The organism is Streptomyces africanus (genome assembly GCF_030816955.1).
Taxonomy (GTDB): Bacteria; Actinomycetota; Actinomycetes; order Streptomycetales; family Streptomycetaceae; genus Streptomyces; species Streptomyces africanus.
Window position 1 is genome coordinate 5,856,762 of the sequence record NZ_JAUSYP010000001.1, and the last position, 17,749, is coordinate 5,874,510.

The 17,749-nt window shown below is 69.3% G+C and carries 16 protein-coding genes and 1 riboswitch; of the genes, 8 read left to right on the top strand and 8 right to left on the bottom strand.

Features of this window, described 5'->3' with window-relative positions:
- The first annotated feature begins 70 nt into the window (after positions 1–70).
- Both cyc1 and QF034_RS27315 read left to right on the top strand, forming a co-directional pair.
- Complete coding sequence (gene cyc1, locus QF034_RS27310; protein ID WP_307177415.1) at positions 71–1,156, top strand: epi-isozizaene synthase; 1,086 nt, start codon at positions 71–73, stop codon at positions 1,154–1,156.
- Positions 1,153–2,523 carry a bifunctional albaflavenone monooxygenase/terpene synthase gene (locus QF034_RS27315; protein WP_307177416.1) on the top strand — a complete coding sequence of 457 codons (1,371 nt, stop codon included), beginning with the start codon at positions 1,153–1,155 and terminating at the stop codon, positions 2,521–2,523. The genes cyc1 and QF034_RS27315 overlap by 4 nt, the downstream gene beginning before the upstream one ends.
- Before the next feature lie 13 nt (positions 2,524–2,536).
- On the opposite strand, the gene QF034_RS27320 is transcribed toward QF034_RS27315, so the two are convergent.
- The 7 genes from QF034_RS27320 to QF034_RS27350 all read right to left on the bottom strand — a co-directional run bounded on the left by QF034_RS27320 (position 2,537) and on the right by QF034_RS27350 (position 10,847).
- A complete protein-coding gene (locus QF034_RS27320) occupies positions 2,537–3,499 on the bottom strand; it encodes a GlxA family transcriptional regulator (RefSeq protein WP_307177417.1) in 963 nt (320 codons plus the stop codon).
- 248 nt (positions 3,500–3,747) lie between these two features.
- Positions 3,748–4,752 carry a ribonucleotide-diphosphate reductase subunit beta gene (locus QF034_RS27325; protein WP_307177418.1) on the bottom strand — a complete coding sequence of 335 codons (1,005 nt, stop codon included), beginning with the start codon at positions 4,750–4,752 and terminating at the stop codon, positions 3,748–3,750.
- Between the two features lie 56 nt (positions 4,753–4,808).
- A complete protein-coding gene (locus tag QF034_RS27330; RefSeq protein WP_307177419.1) occupies positions 4,809–7,166 on the bottom strand; it encodes a ribonucleoside-diphosphate reductase subunit alpha in 2,358 nt (785 codons plus the stop codon).
- 124 nt (positions 7,167–7,290) lie between these two features.
- Positions 7,291–7,415, bottom strand: a riboswitch (cobalamin riboswitch).
- Between the two features lie 52 nt (positions 7,416–7,467).
- The gene (locus QF034_RS27335) at positions 7,468–7,974 is read right to left on the bottom strand and encodes a GNAT family N-acetyltransferase (protein WP_307177420.1); all 507 of its coding nucleotides are present in this window, start codon (positions 7,972–7,974) and stop codon (positions 7,468–7,470) included.
- Positions 7,975–8,046: 72 nt separating this feature from the next.
- Positions 8,047–9,675 carry a monocarboxylate uptake permease MctP gene (mctP, locus tag QF034_RS27340; RefSeq protein ID WP_086563484.1) on the bottom strand — a complete coding sequence of 543 codons (1,629 nt, stop codon included), beginning with the start codon at positions 9,673–9,675 and terminating at the stop codon, positions 8,047–8,049.
- Positions 9,672–9,938 (bottom strand): DUF3311 domain-containing protein, encoded by a 267-nt coding sequence (locus QF034_RS27345; RefSeq protein ID WP_307177421.1) that lies wholly within the window; start codon positions 9,936–9,938, stop codon positions 9,672–9,674. The genes mctP and QF034_RS27345 overlap by 4 nt, the downstream gene beginning before the upstream one ends.
- Before the next feature lie 144 nt (positions 9,939–10,082).
- Complete coding sequence (locus QF034_RS27350; RefSeq protein ID WP_086563481.1) at positions 10,083–10,847, bottom strand: GntR family transcriptional regulator; 765 nt, start codon at positions 10,845–10,847, stop codon at positions 10,083–10,085.
- Between the two features lie 311 nt (positions 10,848–11,158).
- Between QF034_RS27350 and QF034_RS27355 the strand changes: the two genes are divergently transcribed.
- From QF034_RS27355 to QF034_RS27380, 6 genes are all read left to right on the top strand, one after another.
- The gene (locus QF034_RS27355) at positions 11,159–12,442 is read left to right on the top strand and encodes an extracellular solute-binding protein (protein WP_307177423.1); all 1,284 of its coding nucleotides are present in this window, start codon (positions 11,159–11,161) and stop codon (positions 12,440–12,442) included.
- A 71-nt stretch (positions 12,443–12,513) separates the two neighbouring features.
- The gene (locus QF034_RS27360) at positions 12,514–13,500 is read left to right on the top strand and encodes a carbohydrate ABC transporter permease (protein WP_307177424.1); all 987 of its coding nucleotides are present in this window, start codon (positions 12,514–12,516) and stop codon (positions 13,498–13,500) included.
- Complete coding sequence (locus tag QF034_RS27365) at positions 13,497–14,336, top strand: carbohydrate ABC transporter permease (protein WP_307177425.1); 840 nt, start codon at positions 13,497–13,499, stop codon at positions 14,334–14,336. The genes QF034_RS27360 and QF034_RS27365 overlap by 4 nt, the downstream gene beginning before the upstream one ends.
- A gap of 9 nt (positions 14,337–14,345) precedes the next feature.
- Positions 14,346–15,899 (top strand): glycoside hydrolase family 3 protein, encoded by a 1,554-nt coding sequence (locus tag QF034_RS27370; RefSeq protein WP_307177426.1) that lies wholly within the window; start codon positions 14,346–14,348, stop codon positions 15,897–15,899.
- A gap of 62 nt (positions 15,900–15,961) precedes the next feature.
- Positions 15,962–16,210 carry a helix-turn-helix transcriptional regulator gene (locus QF034_RS27375; RefSeq protein ID WP_306963747.1) on the top strand — a complete coding sequence of 83 codons (249 nt, stop codon included), beginning with the start codon at positions 15,962–15,964 and terminating at the stop codon, positions 16,208–16,210.
- The gene (locus QF034_RS27380; RefSeq protein WP_307177427.1) at positions 16,207–16,731 is read left to right on the top strand and encodes a hypothetical protein; all 525 of its coding nucleotides are present in this window, start codon (positions 16,207–16,209) and stop codon (positions 16,729–16,731) included. The genes QF034_RS27375 and QF034_RS27380 overlap by 4 nt, the downstream gene beginning before the upstream one ends.
- Positions 16,732–16,740: 9 nt before the next feature.
- Here QF034_RS27380 and nagB read toward each other — a convergent pair whose 3' ends face one another.
- A complete protein-coding gene (gene nagB, locus QF034_RS27385; RefSeq protein WP_307177429.1) occupies positions 16,741–17,526 on the bottom strand; it encodes a glucosamine-6-phosphate deaminase in 786 nt (261 codons plus the stop codon).
- Positions 17,527–17,749: the final 223 nt, after the last annotated feature.

Consider the following 17,749-nt stretch of genomic DNA (forward strand, 5'->3'; position numbering starts at 1 on the left):
ATGCAACGGCGCACGCCCGGCACGGAAGGAGGGGCGCCCGCGCCAACTGGCGGCTGAGAGGGGTTAGTTCGTGCATGCTTTGTCACACGGCACCACATCGACACCGACCACCATCGCAGTACCACCGTCGCTCTCCCTTCCGGTGATCGAGGCGGCGTTTCCCCGGCAACTCCACCCGTATTGGCCGAAGTGCCAGGAGAAGACCCGGGCCTGGCTGCTCGAAAAGCGGCTCATGCCTGCGGACAAGGTGGAGGAATATGCCGACGGCCTGTGCTACACGGACCTCATGGCCGGGTACTACATCGGCGCCTCGGACGAGGTGATGCAGGCGATCGCGGACTACAGCGCCTGGTTCTTCGTCTGGGACGACCGCCATGACCGCGACATCGTGCACGGCCGCCCGGTCGCCTGGCGGCGGCTGCGGGGCCGGCTGCACGCGGCCCTCGACTCCCCCGGGGAACACCTGCACCACGAGGACCCACTGGTCGCCGGGTTCGCGGACAGTGTGCTGCGGCTGTACGCCTTCCTGCCGGCGACCTGGAACCTCCGGTTCGCCCGGCACTTCCACGCGGTGATCGACGCGTACGACCGGGAGTTCCACAATCGCACGCACGGCATCGTGCCCACGGTCGAGGAGTATCTCCGGCTGCGCCGGCTCACTTTCGCCCACTGGATATGGACGGACCTGCTGGAGCCGACCGCGGGATACGAACTCCCCGACGCCGTACGGAAACACCCGGCCTATCGGCGGGCCGCGTTGCTGAGTCAGGAGTTCGCCGCCTGGTACAACGACCTCTGCTCGCTTCCGAAGGAAATAGCGGGCGACGAGGTGCACAATCTCGGAATCAGTCTCATCACCCATGAGGGGCTGACCCTGGAACAGGCGGTCGTGGAAGTCAGGCGCCGCGTCGATAAATGCATCACTGAATTCATCGACGTCGAACAGGAAGCATTACGGTTCGCCGACTCCCTCGCCGACGGCACTGTGCGGGGAAAGGAGCTCAGCGCCGCCGTGCGGGCCTGTCTGGGAAATATGCGGAACTGGTTCAGCTCCGTCTACTGGTTCCATCACGAGTCCGGCCGGTACAGGGTCGACAGCTGGGACGACCGGTCCACGCCCCCGTACGTCGACAACGAAGCGGCAGGTGAGAAATGACCGTCGAGTCTGTGAAGCCTGAAGCCCCCCTGGCTGCGGAGCTGCGGGAACCGCCCCGGGCGGGCGGCGGTGTCCCCGTCCTGGGGCACGGCTGGAAGCTGGTGCGCGACCCGCTGGCGTTCATGTCCCGGCTGCGCGACCACGGCGACGTGGTCCGGCTGAAGCTCGGGCCGAAGACGGTGTACGCCGTCACCACCCCGGAGCTCACCGGCGCGCTGGCGCTGAGCAACGACTTCATCATCGCCGGGCCGCTGTGGGAGTCCCTGGAGGGACTGCTCGGCAAGGAGGGCGTGGCCACGGCGAACGGCCCCCGCCACCGCCGCCAGCGGCGCACCATCCAGCCCGCCTTCCGGCTCGACGCCATCCCCGCCTACGGGCCGATCATGGAGGAGGAGGCACACGCGCTCACCGAGCGCTGGAAGCCCGGCGAGACCATCGACTGCACCTCCGAGTCCTTCCGGGTGGCCGTGCGCATCGCGGCCCGCTGCCTGCTGCGCGGCGACTACATGGACGAGCGGGCGGAGCGGCTGTGCGTCGCGCTCGCCACCGTCTTCCGCGGGATGTACCGGCGGATGGTGGTGCCGCTCGGACCGCTCTACAAGCTGCCGCTCCCGGCCAACCGTGAATTCAACCGGGCATTGGCCGATTTGCATCTCCTGGTGGACGAGATCGTCGCCGAGCGCCGCGCATCCGGTCAAAAGCCGGACGATTTGCTGACGGCATTGCTGGAGGCGACGGACGAGAATGGCGATCCCATCGGGGAACAGGAGATCCACGACCAGGTCGTCGCGATCCTCACCCCCGGCAGCGAAACCGTCGCCTCCACGATCATGTGGCTGTTGCATATGCTCGCGGAACACCCTGAACACGCGGACCGGGTGCGCGACGAAGTAGAAGCCGTCACCGGTGGGAGGCCGGTGGCATTCGAGGACGTCCGAGAGCTCAGGCACACCAACAATGTCGTGGTCGAGTCCATGCGTTTGCGCCCCGCGGTGTGGATTCTGACGCGCCGGGCGGTGCGGGACACGGAACTCGGCGGATACCGGATTCCGGCCGGGGCGGACATCGTCTACAGCCCGTACGCGATCCAGCGCGACGCGAAGTCGTACGCGCGGCACCTGGAGTTCGACCCCGACCGCTGGCTGCCGGACCGGGTCAAGGACATCCCGAAGCACGCCATGAGCCCGTTCAGCGTGGGCAACCGCAAGTGCCCGAGCGACCACTTCTCGATGGCCCAGCTGACACTGATCACGGCGGCGCTGGCCGGCACGTACCGCTTCGAGCAGGTGGCCGGCTCGAACGACGGCACGCGCGTCGGCATCACGCTGCGGCCGCACGAGCTGCTGCTGCGGCCGGTGCCGAGGTGAGCGTGGGGGAGGATCAGGCCGCCTCGGGGCCCCGGAAGGTCCGCCGGTAGGCGTTCGGCGTCGTGCCCACGGCCCGGACGAAGTGGTGGCGCAGCGTGGCCGCGTTGCCGAACCCCGTTCGACCGGCGATCGCGTCCATGGTCTCGTCCGTCGCCTCCAGCAGCCGCTGGGCCAGCAGGACGCGCTGGCGCAGGATCCAGCGGTAGGGAGTCGTCCCCGTCTCCTGCTGGAAGCGACGGGCGAAGGTGCGCGGGGACATGTGGGCGCGGGCGGCCAGCTGCTCGACGGTGACCTCCTCGTCGAGGTGCCGCTCCATCCACGTCAGCAGCTCGCCGATCGTGTCGGCCTCGGAGTGCGGCAGCGGGCGCTCGATGTACTGAGCCTGGCCGCCGTCGCGGTGCGGCGGCACCACCATCCGCCGGGCGATCTTGTTGGCGACCTCGGAGCCCTGCTCCTTGCGCACCAGGTGGAGACAGGCGTCGATCCCGGCGGCCGTGCCGGCGGAGGTGATCACCGGGTCCTCGTCGACGTAGAGCACGTCCGGCTCCACGACCGCCCGCGGGTACTGCCGGGCCAGGGCGTCCGCATGCTTCCAGTGCACGGCGCAGCGGCGGTCGTCCAGCAGCCCGGCAGCGGCCAGCACGAAGGCGCCGGAGCAGACGCTGAGCACCCGGGCGCCGCGGGCGACCCCATGCCGCAGGGCGTCCAGGAGCTCCGGCGGGAACTCACGGGACGCGTAGCTGTGCCCGGCCGGCACCGCGATCAGATCGGCCGTCTCCAGCCGCTCCAGGCCGTGCTCCACCTGTAGTGAGACGCCCGAGTTCATGCGCAGGGCCGGGCCCTCGGCCGAGGCCACCGCGAAGTCGTAGACCGGCAGGCCGTCGTCGCTGCGGTCGGTGCCGAAGACCTCGCACACCACACCGAGTTCGAAGGGGTTCACGCCGTCGAGGAGGACGACCGCCACGTTCTGGAGCATGCCTCCAGTGTGCCTCGTCAGTGGCAGTAATTCGAGGGTCTCCGGCAGTACTGCCACTGACGGTAAGGAGTCTTAGGCGCGACAGTGGTGTCCATGGACACGAACCAGGTACAGACACTCATCGCAATGATCTTCGTACTCGGGATGCTGGTCCTCCTGGTCCTCCCGTCAGTGATCGGTATCGTCCGCGACCGGCGCGTCGACCGTCAGATCAGGGAGGCCCAGGAGGCCCGCGAGGACGAGCGGGCTCAGAAGTCCTCGTCCAGGTCGACGGTGCCCTCCACCGCCACCTGGTACGCGGAGGGCCGCCGCTCGAAGAAGTTGGTCAGCTCCTGAACCCCCTGGAGCTCCATGAAGGAGAAGGGGTTCTCGGAGCCGTACACCGGAGCGAAGCCCAGGCGGGTGAGCCGCTGGTCGGCGACGCACTCCAGGTACTGCCGCATCGACTCGGTGTTCATGCCCGGGAGGCCGTCACCGCACAGGTCGCGCGCGAACTGCAGCTCGGCCTCGACGGCCTCGCGGAGCATGTCCGTCACCTCCTGCTGGAGCCGGTCGTCGAACAGCTCCGGCTCCTCCTTGCGGACGGTGTCGACCACGTCGAAGGCGAACGACATGTGCATCGTCTCGTCGCGGAACACCCAGTTGGTGCCGGTGGCCAGGCCGTGCAGCAGGCCACGGCTGCGGAACCAGTAGACGTAGGCGAAGGCACCGTAGAAGAACAGGCCTTCGATGCACGCGGCGAAGCAGATCAGGTTCAGCAGGAAGCGGCGGCGGTCGGCCTGCGTCTGAAGCCGGTCGAGCTGGTCGACCGAGTCCATCCACTTGAAGCAGAACCCGGCCTTCTCGCGGATGGAGGGGATGTTCTCGACGGCCGCGAAGGCCGCCGCCCGGTCGTCGTGGTCGGGGAGGTAGGTGTCCAGCAGCGTCAGATAGAACTGGACGTGCACGGCCTCCTCGAAGAGCTGCCGGCTCAGGTACAGCCGCGCCTCGGGGGAGTTGATGTGCTTGTACAGCGTCAGCACCAGGTTGTTCGCGACGATCGAGTCGCCCGTGGCGAAGAAGGCGACCAGCCGGCCGATCAGGTGCTGCTCGGCGGGGGAGAGCTTGGCGAGGTCGGTGACGTCCGAGTGGAGGTCGACCTCCTCCACGGTCCAGGTGTTCTTGATGGCGTCCCGGTAGCGCTCGTAGAAGTCCGGGTAGCGCATGGGGCGCAGAGTGAGCTCGAAGCCGGGGTCGAGCAGGTTCTGAGTCATAACAGTCGGCGCGAAGCGCCGTCCTCCAGGGGTGGCGGTCGGGTGGCGGGTGGGAATTACTGGCAGGCCTCGCAGGACTCGGGGTTTTCCAGGGAGCAGGCGACCGCTTCGGGGTCCGGGGTGGTCTGCACGGGGACAGTGGCCTGGGCCGCGCGGGCGATGCGGGTCGCCGGGCGCGAACGCAGGTAGTACGTGGTCTTCAGCCCGGACTTCCAGGCGTAGGCGTACATCGAGGAGAGCTTGCCGATGGTCGGCGTCTCCATGAAGAGGTTCAGGGACTGGGACTGGTCCAGGAACGGGGTCCTGGCCGCCGCCATGTCGATCAGGCCGCGCTGCGGGATCTCCCACGCCGTGCGGTAGAGGGCGCGTACGTCCTCGGGGATCCAGGCGAAGTCCTGCACCGAGCCGTTCGCCTCGCGCAGGGCCTCCCGGCTACGGGCGTCCCACACGCCGAGCCGCTTCAGCTCCTGAACCAGGTAGGAGTTGACCTGGAGGAACTCACCGGACAGCGTCTCGCGCTTGAACAGGTTGGACACCTGCGGCTCGACGCACTCGTACACGCCCGCGATGGAGGCGATCGTGGCCGTCGGCGCGATGGCCAGGAGCAGCGAGTTGCGCATGCCGGTCGCGGCGACGCGCTCGCGCAGGGCCGCCCAGCGCTCCGGCCAGGTCAGCTCCACGTCGTAGTGGTCGGGGTGGAGCACGCCCTTCGCCGTGCGGGTCTTCTCCCAGGCCGGCAACGGGCCGTTGCGCTCGGCGAGACCGGCCGAGGCCTCGTAGGCGGCGAGCATGATCCGCTCGGCGATGCGGGTGGAGAGCCGCTTGGCCTCCGGCGAGTCGAAGGGCAGGCGCAGCTTGAAGAAGACGTCCTGCAGGCCCATGACCCCGAGGCCGACCGGACGCCACCTGGCGTTGGAACGGCCCGCCTGCTCGGTCGGGTAGAAGTTGATGTCCACGACCCGGTCGAGGAACGTGACGGCCGTACGGACGGTCTCGTCCAGCCGCCCCCAGTCGATGTCCCCGCTGGTCTGGTCGACGAGGGCGCCGAGGTTGACCGACCCCAGGTTGCAGACCGCCGTCTCGCCGTCGCTGGTGACCTCCAGGATCTCCGTGCAGAGGTTGGAGGAGTGGACGACGTGGCCCGGCTCGGCCGTCTGGTTGGCGGTGCGGTTGGCGGCGTCCTTGAAGGTCATCCAGCCGTTGCCGGTCTGCGCGAGGGTGCGCATCATGCGGCCGTACAGCTCGCGGGCGGGCAGAGTCTTCTTCGCCAGGCCCTTCGCCTCGGCCGCCCGGTACGCGGCGTCGAACTCCTCGCCCCACAGGTCGACCAGCTCGGGCACGTCCGACGGGGAGAACAGCGACCACGGCGCGTCGGCGTTCACGCGCCGCATGAACTCGTCGGGCACCCAGTGCGCGAGGTTCAGGTTGTGCGTACGGCGGGCGTCCTCGCCGGTGTTGTCGCGCAGCTCCAGGAACTCCTCGATGTCGGAGTGCCAGGTCTCCAGGTAGACCGCGGCGGCGCCCTTGCGGCGGCCGCCCTGGTTCACGGCGGCGACCGAGGCGTCGAGGGTCTTCAGGAACGGGACGATGCCGTTGGAGTGGCCGTTGGTGCCGCGGATCAGCGAACCGCGCGCACGGATGCGGGAGTACGCGATGCCGATGCCGCCGGCGTGCTTCGACAGCCGCGCCACCTGGTGGTAGCGGTCGTAGATGGAGTCCAGCTCGTCCTTGGGGGAGTCGAGGAGGTAGCAGGACGACATCTGGGGGTGGCGCGTGCCGGAGTTGAACAGGGTGGGGGAGGAGGGGAGGTAGTCGAGACGGCTCATCAGCCCGTAGAGCGCGGCGACTTCGTCGACGGAGCGGCGGGTGTCGTCCTCGGCGAGACCGGCGGCGACGCGCAGCATGAAGTGCTGGGGCGTCTCGATCACCTTGCGGGTGATCGGGTGCCGGAGCAGGTAGCGGCTGTGCAGCGTGCGCAGGCCGAAGTAGCCGAAGCGGTCGTCGGCGGCCGTGTCGATCAGGGCGTCGAGACGGGCGGCGTGGAGGCGTACGAACTCGGCGGTCCGGTCGGCGATGAGGCCCTCCCGGTGCCCGACCGCCACGGACTCGGTGAAGCAGGTGACGCCCTGCGAGGCGGCCTCGGCGCGGATCCCGATCGTCAGCAGGCGCGCGGCCAGCCGGGAGTAGGCGGGATCCTCGGAGATGAGGCCGGCGGCCGCCTCCGTCGCCAGCTCGCGCAACTCCGACTCGTCGGCCCGCGCGGACCGGCCGCGCAGCGCGGCGGCGGCGACCCGGCCGGGGTCGGCGTCGGGCAGGTCGGCGGTCAGCTCGGTCAGGGTCCGCAGCAGCGCGGCACCGGGACCGTCGTGCTCTTTTTCGGCGGCTGAGACCGGATCGGCTGGCGCGATGGTCACGTGGGGCTCTCCCTCGCTCGGCACGGGGGCCTCACACAGGGCAGGGGGCAGCACGCGAGCGCACGCGGCGTCGCGTCCACCGGCCCACTCCGCGAGGCCCGGACGTCAGGGCGCACCGGCCGGGCGGCCGGGCGCGCTGTCGGCAGGTCCTCGGACTGAATCCTGTGCGCGAACACGCACAAGTACACCGTTGCGGGACAGTTCCGGATTCGCACCGGATTCCCCTGCGGCGACAGCGAGCATGAGCATACATCTTGTGCCGGGCGGCGAAAGCACCCCTAGATGTAGTGTCGCGACGGTTTCACAGCGTCAACTCGTAGGTGAGGAGAGTGATGTCGGGAAGCTCCGGAATCGGGTTCCAGTCGCGCTCCGGGACACGGACGAAGCCGAGACGTTCGTAGATGCGGTGGGCGGAGTGCATGGTGCGCTGCGTCGACAGGACGACGCGGACACAGCCGTCCGTCGCACGGGCGCGGTCGACGCAGGCGCGGACCAGGGCCTCCCCGGCGCCGCGGCCGCGGGCCTCGTGGGCGACGGCGAGCATCCGTATCTCGGCCTCCCCAGGGCGGGCGATGTCGGCCATGGGGCCGCCGGAGGGCACCAAGGTGACACCACCGAGGAGGTGTTCGCCTTGGGTGGCCACCAGGACGTCCGCGGCGGCGGCCCGCCTGGCCACGTCCCTGAGTTCGCCGAGGTACCAGTCGCTCTCCCCGAAGTCGAGGAGGCCGTCCGTCAGGTAGGCCTGGGCGGTGATCTCGCCGAGGGCGTCGTATTCGGCGGGCTTCAACCGCCGGATGAGGATGTCCATGGTCCGAGTGTGCGGGACGGGTATGACAACGGGCCGCCGGTTTCTCACCGACGGCCCGTTGTCACCTGCGACTCAGTGCGAGGTGCCCGCCGTCGCCGGCGGAAGCTCCACCTGGACGCCGGGGTCGCCCGCGTCCGCCGTGTAGTCCTCCGGCTTGGTCTCGTCGATGCCGTCGGGGGCCTTCAGGGCCTTCAGGACGAAGGTCAGGACGACGGTGACGACGACGTTCAGGACGAACGCCGTGAGGCCGATGTAGCCGATCTCGCCGATGCCCGGGATCTCCTTGGAGGAGCCGCCGAAGTGCTTCTGGGTCGGCGAGGCGACGCCGTACGCGGCGACCGTGCCGTAGACCATGCCGACCGCCCAGCCCGCGAGCAGCGCCCAGCGGTGGAACCAGCGGGTGAACAGGCCGCCGACCAGGGCCGGGAAGGTCTGGAGGATCCAGATGCCGCCCAGGAGCTGGAAGTTGATGGCGACCGTCTTGTCCATGGTGAGGACGAAGGCCAGCGCGCCCACCTTCACCAGCAGCGAGACCAGCTTGGAGACCTTGGTCTCCTGCGCGGGCGTCGCGTCGGGCTTGATGAAGTCCTTGTAGATGTTGCGGGTGAAGAGGTTCGCGGCCGCGATGGACATGATGGCCGCCGGGACCAGGGCGCCGATGCCGATCGCCGCGAAGGCCACGCCCGCGAACCAGTCCGGGAACATGGTCTCGAACAGCTGCGGGATCGCCAGCTGCCCGTTCTGCACCTTGATCCCGGCCGCGATCGCCATGAAACCGAGCAGCGCGAGCAGGCCCAGCATCAGCGAGTACAGCGGCAGGATCGTGGTGTTGCGGCGGATCACGTCACGGCTCTTCGAGGACAGCGTCGCCGTGATCGAGTGCGGGTACATGAAGAGTGCCAGCGCGGAGCCCAGCGCCAGCGTGGCGTACGTCCACTGCCCCGCCTCCGGCGGCGCGAGCGCACCGCGCGGCGCGCCCGTCGCCGGGTTGGTCTGGCTGAACGCGTCGCCCGCCTTGGCGAAGATGTCGTCGAAGCCGCCCAGCTTGATCGGGATGTAGATGATCGCCACCGCGATGACGATGTAGATCAGGGTGTCCTTCACGAAGGCGATCAGCGCGGGCGCCCGCAGACCCGACGAGTACGTGTACGCCGCCAGCACGCCGAAGGCGATCAGCAGGGGCAGGTCCTTGATGAACCAGTTGGTGTTCTCGCCGCCGCCGATGCCCATGACGTCCAGCACGGCCTGGATGCCGACCAGTTGGAGCGCGATGTACGGCATCGTGGCCAGGATGCCGGTCACGGCCACCGCCAGCGACAGGCCCTTGGAGCCGAACCGGCCGCGCACGAAGTCGGACGTCGTCACGTACCCGTGCTTGTGCGAGACCGACCACAGGCGGGGGAGGAACGTGAAGATGAGCGGGTAGACGAGGATCGTGTAGGGCACCGCGAAGAAGCCGGCCGCGCCCGCCGCGTAGATCGCCGCCGGCACGGCGACGAAGGTGTACGCCGTGTACAGGTCGCCGCCGAGCAGGAACCAGGTGATCCAGGTGCCGAACGAGCGGCCGCCCAGGCCCCATTCGTCCAGGCTGTGCTCGTTCTCGGCCTTGCGCCAGCGCGCGGCCAGGAAGCCCATGACCGTGACGGCCAGGAAGAAGAAGATGAAGACGGCGAGTGCGACGCCGTTCACGCCGTCGTTCACTCCGACGCACCGCCCTTCGCGGCAGAGCGGGCGCGCTGGTCACGCTGCCACAGCTTGTAGGCGATCATCGTCAGCGCGGTGGAGATCAGTACCCACGCCATCTGGTACCAGTAGAAGAACGGGATGCCGATGAAGGCCGGGTCGGTCTTGGCGTACGAGCCGACCCACAGCATGGCCACGAAGGGCGCTATGAGGCAGAGGCCGATGACGACGCGCATCGGCGTCACCATCGCCCCTCTGCCGGCTTCCGGTGCTTGCGACATCAGGCGGCTCCGTCCCCTCAGTGATCACCTGTGTAATGCGCAGGCAATCTAGGTCAGGGTGCGGCGGGAACGGAACCCCTCGTCCGCAATGCGGTACCCAAAAGAAACCGAGCTCAGCAGCCGTCGCACCGTCCCGCGCGGGAACTACTCCTGGGGCCGCTTCAGACGCGCCACGAACTTGTACCGGTCCCCCCGGTACACCGACCGCACCCACTCCACCGGCTGTCCGTCGCGGTCCAGCGAGTGACGGGAGAGCATCAGCATCGGCAGGCCGACGTCCGTGCCGAGCAGGCCGGCCTCGCGCGGGGTGGCCAGTGAGGTCTCGATGGTCTCCTCGGCCTCGGCGAGATGGACGTCGTAGACCTCGGCGAGCGCGGTGTAGAGCGAGGTGTACTTCACCAGGGACCGGCGCAGGGCCGGGAAGCGCTTCGCGCTCAGGTGGGTCGTCTCGATGGCCATGGGCTCGCCGTTGGCCATGCGCAGCCGCTCGATGCGCAGCACCCGTCCGCCGGTCGTGATGTCGAGCAGCCCGGCGAGGCGGTCGTCGGCGGTGATGTAGCCGATGTCCAGGAGCTGCGAGGTGGGTTCGAGGCCCTGGGCGCGCATGTCCTCGGTGTACGAGGTCAGTTGCAGCGCCTGCGAGACCTTCGGCTTGGCGACGAACGTGCCCTTGCCCTGGATGCGCTCCAGCCGGCCCTCGACGACCAGCTCCTGGAGCGCCTGGCGCACGGTCGTGCGCGAGGTGTCGAACTCGGCCGCCAGGGTGCGTTCGGGCGGGACCGGCGTGCCGGGCGCCTGGGTCTCGGTCATGTCGAGCAGGTGCTTCTTCAGGCGGTAGTACTTGGGCACGCGTGCGGTGCGGACGGGCGCCCCGCTGTCGTTCTCCGCACTGCTGATGTCGGTGCTCATGCTCCGCCTTCCCGGCTCCTGGGCCGACACGATCTCACTTGTATACCGTCGGCGCCGCTTTTGGTCTAGTCCACGACTCCAAGTGGTCTACCTGGAGTATGCCGCGCCTGGCCGGTGTTTTCGCCGGGTTCTTACTTAAAGGTTCCTGCATATGTAGGTCGCATAACGGCTGGTCAGAGCTTATTCCGGACCCTTGACAGGCCTCCTGGTCTGGTCCAAGCTCCCCGTACTGGTCTACACCATTGGTCCAGGGTCCTGGCCCCACGAACGCGGGGAGCAGGGGGGTCGGTGGCATCCCTGAGGAGGGTGGCGTGAAGCGCAAGCTGATATCCGCGATCGGTATCGCGGGCATGGTGGTCTCCATCGCGGCGTGCGGGGGCGAGGGCGGCAGCGGGGGCTCGGACAAGGGCGCGGACGCCAAGGAGCTGACCGTCTGGCTCACCGTCGACGCGCAGAACAACTGGCCGCAGCTGGTGAAGGCCGCCGACGCCGCGGTACAGAAGAAGCACCCCGGCCTGAAGATCAACCACGAGTACTACGGCTGGCCCGACAAGAACGCCAAGCTCGACGCCGTCCTCGCCACCGACAAGGCCCCCGACGTGGTCGAGATGGGCAACACCGAGATGCTCGGCTACATGGTCAAGGGCGCCTTCGCTCCCCTCGACGCGGGCGAGTTCGACAGCTCGGACGCCTGGCTGGACGGCCTGAAGGCCTCGGTGACCTACGAGGGCAAGACCTACGGCGTGCCGTACTACGCCGGCGGCCGCGTCGCCAACTGGCGTAAGGACGTGGCGGCCTCGGTCGGCGTGAAGACGCCCCCGAAGACGTACAAGGAGTTGACCGCCGCCCTGGACAAGATCCAGAAGAAGCAGGGTGGCAAGTTCAGCGCCTGGTACCAGCCGACCCGCGACTGGTACGCGGCCATGTCCTTCGTCTACGACGCCGGCGGCGCCATCGCCACCGAGTCCGGCGGCCAGTGGCGGGCCTCCCTCTCCTCGCCCGAGTCCCTCAAGGGCCTCAAGGAGTTCAAGAACGTCGTCGACTCCTACATGCACGGCGACAAGACCAAGGACGAGTCGGACCGCTACATCGTCTACGGCCAGGGCAAGTCCGCCATGATCTTCGCCGCCGCCTGGGAGGGCGCGACCGCCGAGGATCCGAAGAACGACAAGACCGGCAAGCTCAAGGGCAACCTCGAGAACTTCGTGATGCCCGGCCCGTCCGGCAAGAACATGCCCGTCTTCCTGGGCGGCTCCGACCTCGCCGTGCCGGTGAAGTCCGACGCGCAGGCCCTGGCCGCCGAGTGGATCAACGCGTTCACCGGTTCCTCCGGCCAGAAGGGCCTGATGGCCAAGGGCAATCTGCCCAACAACAAGACCGACCTCGCGACGCTGAAGAACGACCCGAAGACGGCGGTCCCGGCGACCGCGGCCGAGTCCAACTGGTTCGTCCCGATGGCCCCCGGCTGGGGCCAGGTCGAGAAGGCGCAGATCCTCCAGACCATGCTCCAGAGCATCGGCACCGGCAAGAAGTCGGTCGAGGCCGCCGCCAAGGATGCGGACGCCGCGATCGACAAGGTCATCAACACGAAGTGACCTACGGGCGGGGCTCCTGGTCGGGGAGCCCCGCCGTCGTCAAGACCTGAGGGACCGCCGAGGAGCGCGCGATGAGTGCCGCAGACACCACCACCCCTGCCAAGGTGCCGCCACCGCGGCAGGCACCGCCACCTCCCGCCGCTGAGCGGCCACGGGCGAACCGGCCGTCGGGCGGGACCGCGGTCCCCTGGCTGCTGCTCGCGCCCTGCCTGCTGATCCTCGCCCTGGTCATGGGCTATCCGCTGGCCCGCCTGGTCACCCTGTCCTTCCAGAAGTTCGGGCAGTCCCAGCTGTGGGGCTTCCAGCCGGCCGAGTCGGTCGGGTTCGACAACTTCGCCAAGGTGCTGGGCGACGGCGAGTTCTGGACCGTCGTGGTCCGCACGATCGTCTTCGCCGCCGGGGCCGTCGTCTTCACGATGGTCATCGGCATGGCGATCGCCCTGCTGCTCCAGCGGGTCTCCGGCTGGCTGAAGGTGCTCATCAACATCGTGCTGGTGGCCAGCTGGGGCATGCCCGTGATCGTGGCGACGACGGTCTTCAAGTGGCTCTTCGACTCCGACTACGGCGTGTTCAACGCGCTGCTGAGCAAGCTGCCCGGCGTCGAGATGATCGGCCACAACTGGTTCGCGAGCGGTCCCGAGGGCCTGGCCGTGATCATGCTGCTGGTGGTGTGGGGAGCCGTGCCGTTCGTCGTCATCACGCTCAGCGCGGGTCTCACCCAGGTCCCGAAGGAACTGGAGGAGGCGGCCCGCCTGGACGGCGCCGGCGCCTGGGGCGTCTTCCGCTATGTCACCCTGCCCGTCCTCAAGCCGATCATCGTGATGCTCACGACCCTGTCGGTCATCTGGGACATGGGCGTCTTCCCCCAGGTGTTCGTCATGCGGGGCGGCCACCCCGAGCCGGAGTTCCAGGTGCTCAACACCTACTCCTACGACCGGGCCTTCGTGGTCAACGACTATGCCCAGGGCTCGGCCATCGCGCTGGTCACCGTCCTGCTGCTGCTCGGCGTGGTCGCCGTCTACATGCGGCAGATGCTGAAGATCGGAGAGGTCGAATGAGCAGCACGCTGACCGGCCGCCGGGCGCCGAGGCTCTGGTGGAACGTCCTCGGCCTCCTGGTCTTCGTCACCGCGGGCTTCCCGCTCTACTGGATGCTCAACACGGCGTTCAAGCCCGCCAAGGACGCCATCGACCCGGACCCCAGCCTGCTGCCGACCGGCATCACCTTCGCCAACTTCGGCCGGGCGCTGGACATCGCCGACTTCTGGGGCCCGGTGGGCCGCAGCATGGTGGTGTCGCTGGCGGTGGTCGTCATCGGCATGGTCGTGGGGCTGCTGGCCGCGCTCGCCATCTCGCGCTTCGCCTTCCGGGGCCGCAAGATCGTGATCGTGGGCATCCTCGCCGTCCAGATGGTCCCGCTGGTCGCCATGATCATCCCGGTCTTCCTGCTGCTCAACGACCTGGGCCAGTACGACCGGCTGACCGGCCTCATCATCACCTACCTGACCTTCATCCTCCCGTTCACGGTGTGGACGCTGCGGGGCTTCATCGTCAACATCCCGAAGGAACTGGAGGAGGCGGCCATGGTCGACGGCTGCTCCCGCACGGGCGCCTTCCTCCGGGTCGTCTTCCCGCTGCTGGCCCCCGGCATGGTCGCCACCTCGGTCTACGGCTTCATCCAGGCCTGGAACGAGTACCTGTACGCCCTGATGCTGCTCAGCCAGAAGAACCAGACGGCGACCGTCTGGCTCGGCAACTTCACCACCAAACACGGCACCGAATACGCCCCGATGATGGCCGGCGCCACGATGATGGCCGTGCCCATCGTCGCCCTCTTCCTCCTCGTCCAGCGCAAGATGGCCGCGGGCCTGACCGCGGGCGCCGTGAAGGGATGACCCCACCCGATGACGACACTCGCCGGCGGTACCGACACGCTCACGCGTGACGCCCTGACGGTCCTCCAGCCCGGCTTCACCGGAACCACCGCCCCCGACTGGCTGCTGCGCCGGCTCGGCGAGGGCCTCGCCTCCGTCGGCCTGTTCGGCCGCAACATCGCCTCGCCCGGCCAACTGGCCGAACTGACCGCCCAACTGCGGGCCGAGCGCGACGACGTCCTGGTCGCGATCGACGAGGAAGGCGGTGACGTCACGCGCCTGGAGGTGCGGACCGGCTCCTCCTTCCCGGGCAACCACGCCCTCGGCGCGGTGGACGACGTGGAGCTGACCCGAGAGGTCGCCCGTGAACTGGGCCGCCGTCTCGCGTCCTGCGGCGTGAACCTCAACTGGGCCCCGTCCGCCGACGTGAACTCCGACCCGCGCAACCCGGTGATCGGCGTCCGCTCCTTCGGCGCCGACACCGACCTGGCCGCCCGGCACACCGCCGCGTACGTGACGGGCCTGCAGTCGGCCGGAGTCGCCGCCTGCACCAAGCACTTCCCGGGCCACGGCGACACGGCCGTCGACTCCCATCACGCCCTCCCGCGCATCGACGTCCCCGCGGACGTGCTGACCGACCGCGAACTCACCCCGTTCCGCGCGGCCATCGCCGCCGGCAGCCGGGCCGTGATGAGCGCCCACATCCTGGTCCCGGCCCTGGACCCCGACCGCCCGGCCACCCTCTCCCGCCGCATCCTGACCGGGCTGCTGCGCGGCGAACTCGGCTACGACGGCCTCATCGTCACCGACGGCATGGAGATGCAGGCCATCGCGGGCACCTACGGCATCGAACGCGGCAGCGTCCTCGCCGTCGCCGCCGGCGCCGACGCGATCTGCGTGGGCGGCGGCCTGGCCGACGACGCGACCGTACGGCGCCTGCGCGACGCCCTGGTCGCGGCGGTACGCGCGGGCGAACTGCCCGAGGATCGCCTGGCCGAGGCCGCGGACCGGGTCCGGACGCTGGCCCGCTGGACGAACACAGCCCGCCACGCGCCCGAGGAGATCCCCGGCAGCGAGATCGGCCTGCACGCCGCCCGCCGCGCCCTCACGGTCACCGTCGCCCCGGGCCTGGGCAGCCCGGAGACCTTCAAGCCCCTCACCGAACCCCCCTACGTCGCCGCCCTGACCCCCGTCGCCAACATCGCGGTGGGCGACGAGACCCCCTGGGGCATCGCCGCCGAACTCGTCCACCTCCTGCCGGGCACGGTGACGGGCAGCTTCTCTGCGGGGGACGGCTCCTCTGCGGGGGACGGCAACCAGACCGAGGCCGCAGCCGGTGAGAGCGCCGGACGGGCGGCACTCGAGGCCGCCGGTCCGCGCCGCATCGTCGCCGTCGTCCGCGACGAACACCGCCACCCCTGGATGGCCTCGGCCCTCGACATCCTGCTGGCCACCCGCCCCGACACCATCGTGGTCGAGATGGGCGTCCCCCAGGCCGCACCCCGCGGCGCCCTCCACATCGCCACCCACGGCGCGGCCCGCGTCTGCGGCCGGGCGGCGGCCGAGGTGATCGCCGGGTTGTAAGCCTGCGGGGTCGTAAGGCTGCTGGGTTGTAAAGCTACTTCCGAGTGTAGTACTTCTTATACATGAGCGAGCAGGTGCACAACAGGCTGGCCATGGTGCGCGCCGAACGGAAGGTGTCGCGGCAGAGCCTGGCCGAGGCAGTGGGAGCCCACTACCAGACCATCGGTTACATCGAGCGAGGGCAGTACAACCCGAGCCTCGACCTGGCATTGAGGATCTCGAAGTTCTTCGATCTGCCGGTCGAGGCCCTGTTCTCCCTCGAACCGTTCCGGCCGCTCACGGACGAGGTCTACGGGAGGAACCAGCCATGACGACGACACGCCTGACCCGCTACGACCGGAGCATGCTGCGGCTCATGAACGACCGCCGCGGCCAGGCCTGGTACGCCACGGCGGCACGCCGACGCCTGGCCGTCGCCGCGCACATCACCCTCACCGTGGCCATCGGCGCACTGATGACCCACTTCTTCCTCGCCAAGGGCGAGCCGCTGTGGCCCGTCGCCGTGATGGCGGTGCTGCTGCTTCCCTGGATGGTCGCGACCGGCGTCATCAACGGCGCCACCCGGGGCCTGCTGGAGCTGCGCGAACACGTACTGGACGAGCGGCAGTCGGCGGAACGCAGCCGCGTCCTGGCCCGGGCCCACCGCATGACGACCCTGCTCCTGGCCGCGGCGGCGATCGCCCTGCTGATCACGGGCGGCGCCGACGGCGACGCGCCGAAGGCCTACGCCGCACCCCTCCTCATCGCCGTCCTGGTCGTCCACTGGGTCATGCCGCTGTGGGTGGCCGGCCTGCGGGCCCAGGACGAGCCGGCCGACGACGAGACCTTGTAAGCAGAAGCGCTAGATCCCCTGCCACTCCGGCTTGTTGGCGTACGTGTACCGGAAGTAGTCCGCCAGCTTCAGCTTCGACGCGGCGGCCTCGTCGACCACGACGGTCGCATGCGGGTGGAGCTGGAGCGCGGACGCGGGGCACACCGCGGCGACCGGTCCTTCCACCGTCGCCGCGACCGCGTCCGCCTTGCCCTCGCCCGTGGCGAGCAGCACCAGGTGCCGGGCCTCCAGGATGGTGCCGATGCCCTGTGTGATCACGTGGTGCGGTACCTGGTCGACGTCGCCGTCGAAGAAGCGCGCGTTGTCGATCCGGGTCTGCTCGGTCAGCGTCTTGATCCGCGTCCGTGACGCCAGCGACGAACACGGCTCGTTGAACCCTATGTGCCCGTCGGTACCGATCCCGAGCAGCTGGAGATCCACGCCCCCGGCGTCCACGAGCGCCTTGTCGTAGGCCTCGCACGCGCCCTGCACGTCCTCGGCCGTGCCGTCCGGTCCCGTGAACTGGTCCATCCCGATGCCGAGCGGCTCCAGCACCTCACGCCGCAGCACCGAGCGGTACGACTCCGGATGGTCGGCGGGCAGCCCCACGTACTCGTCGAGCTGGGCTATCCGCGCCCGCGTGACGTCCACGGCACCGGAGCGCACCTTGGCCGCCAGCGCCTCGTACACGGGCAGCGGCGTCGAGCCGGTCGCCACGCCGAGCAGGGCGCCGGGCTTGCGCCGGAGCAGCTGGGCCATGGCCTCGGCGATGAGCTCGCCGCCCGCTTCGGCGTCCGGAACGATGACAACTTCCACGCTGGGCCTGCCGATCTGAGAGGGATGCTCAACTGGGACTGGACCCGGTAGGGGTCGGGTGGTTTAGACCAATCTAACAGAGCGGGGGCGCCGCTCCCAGGGTCAAGGCCGCCGGTCCCACAGGGGGCAGCCACCCGGTGCCGGGCAGATCTCCGGCAGGTGAACAGCACCGGTCCCGCGTGGCCGTTCCGCGGTGTGGGGGAGTGGAATGGGAGCTGCATCT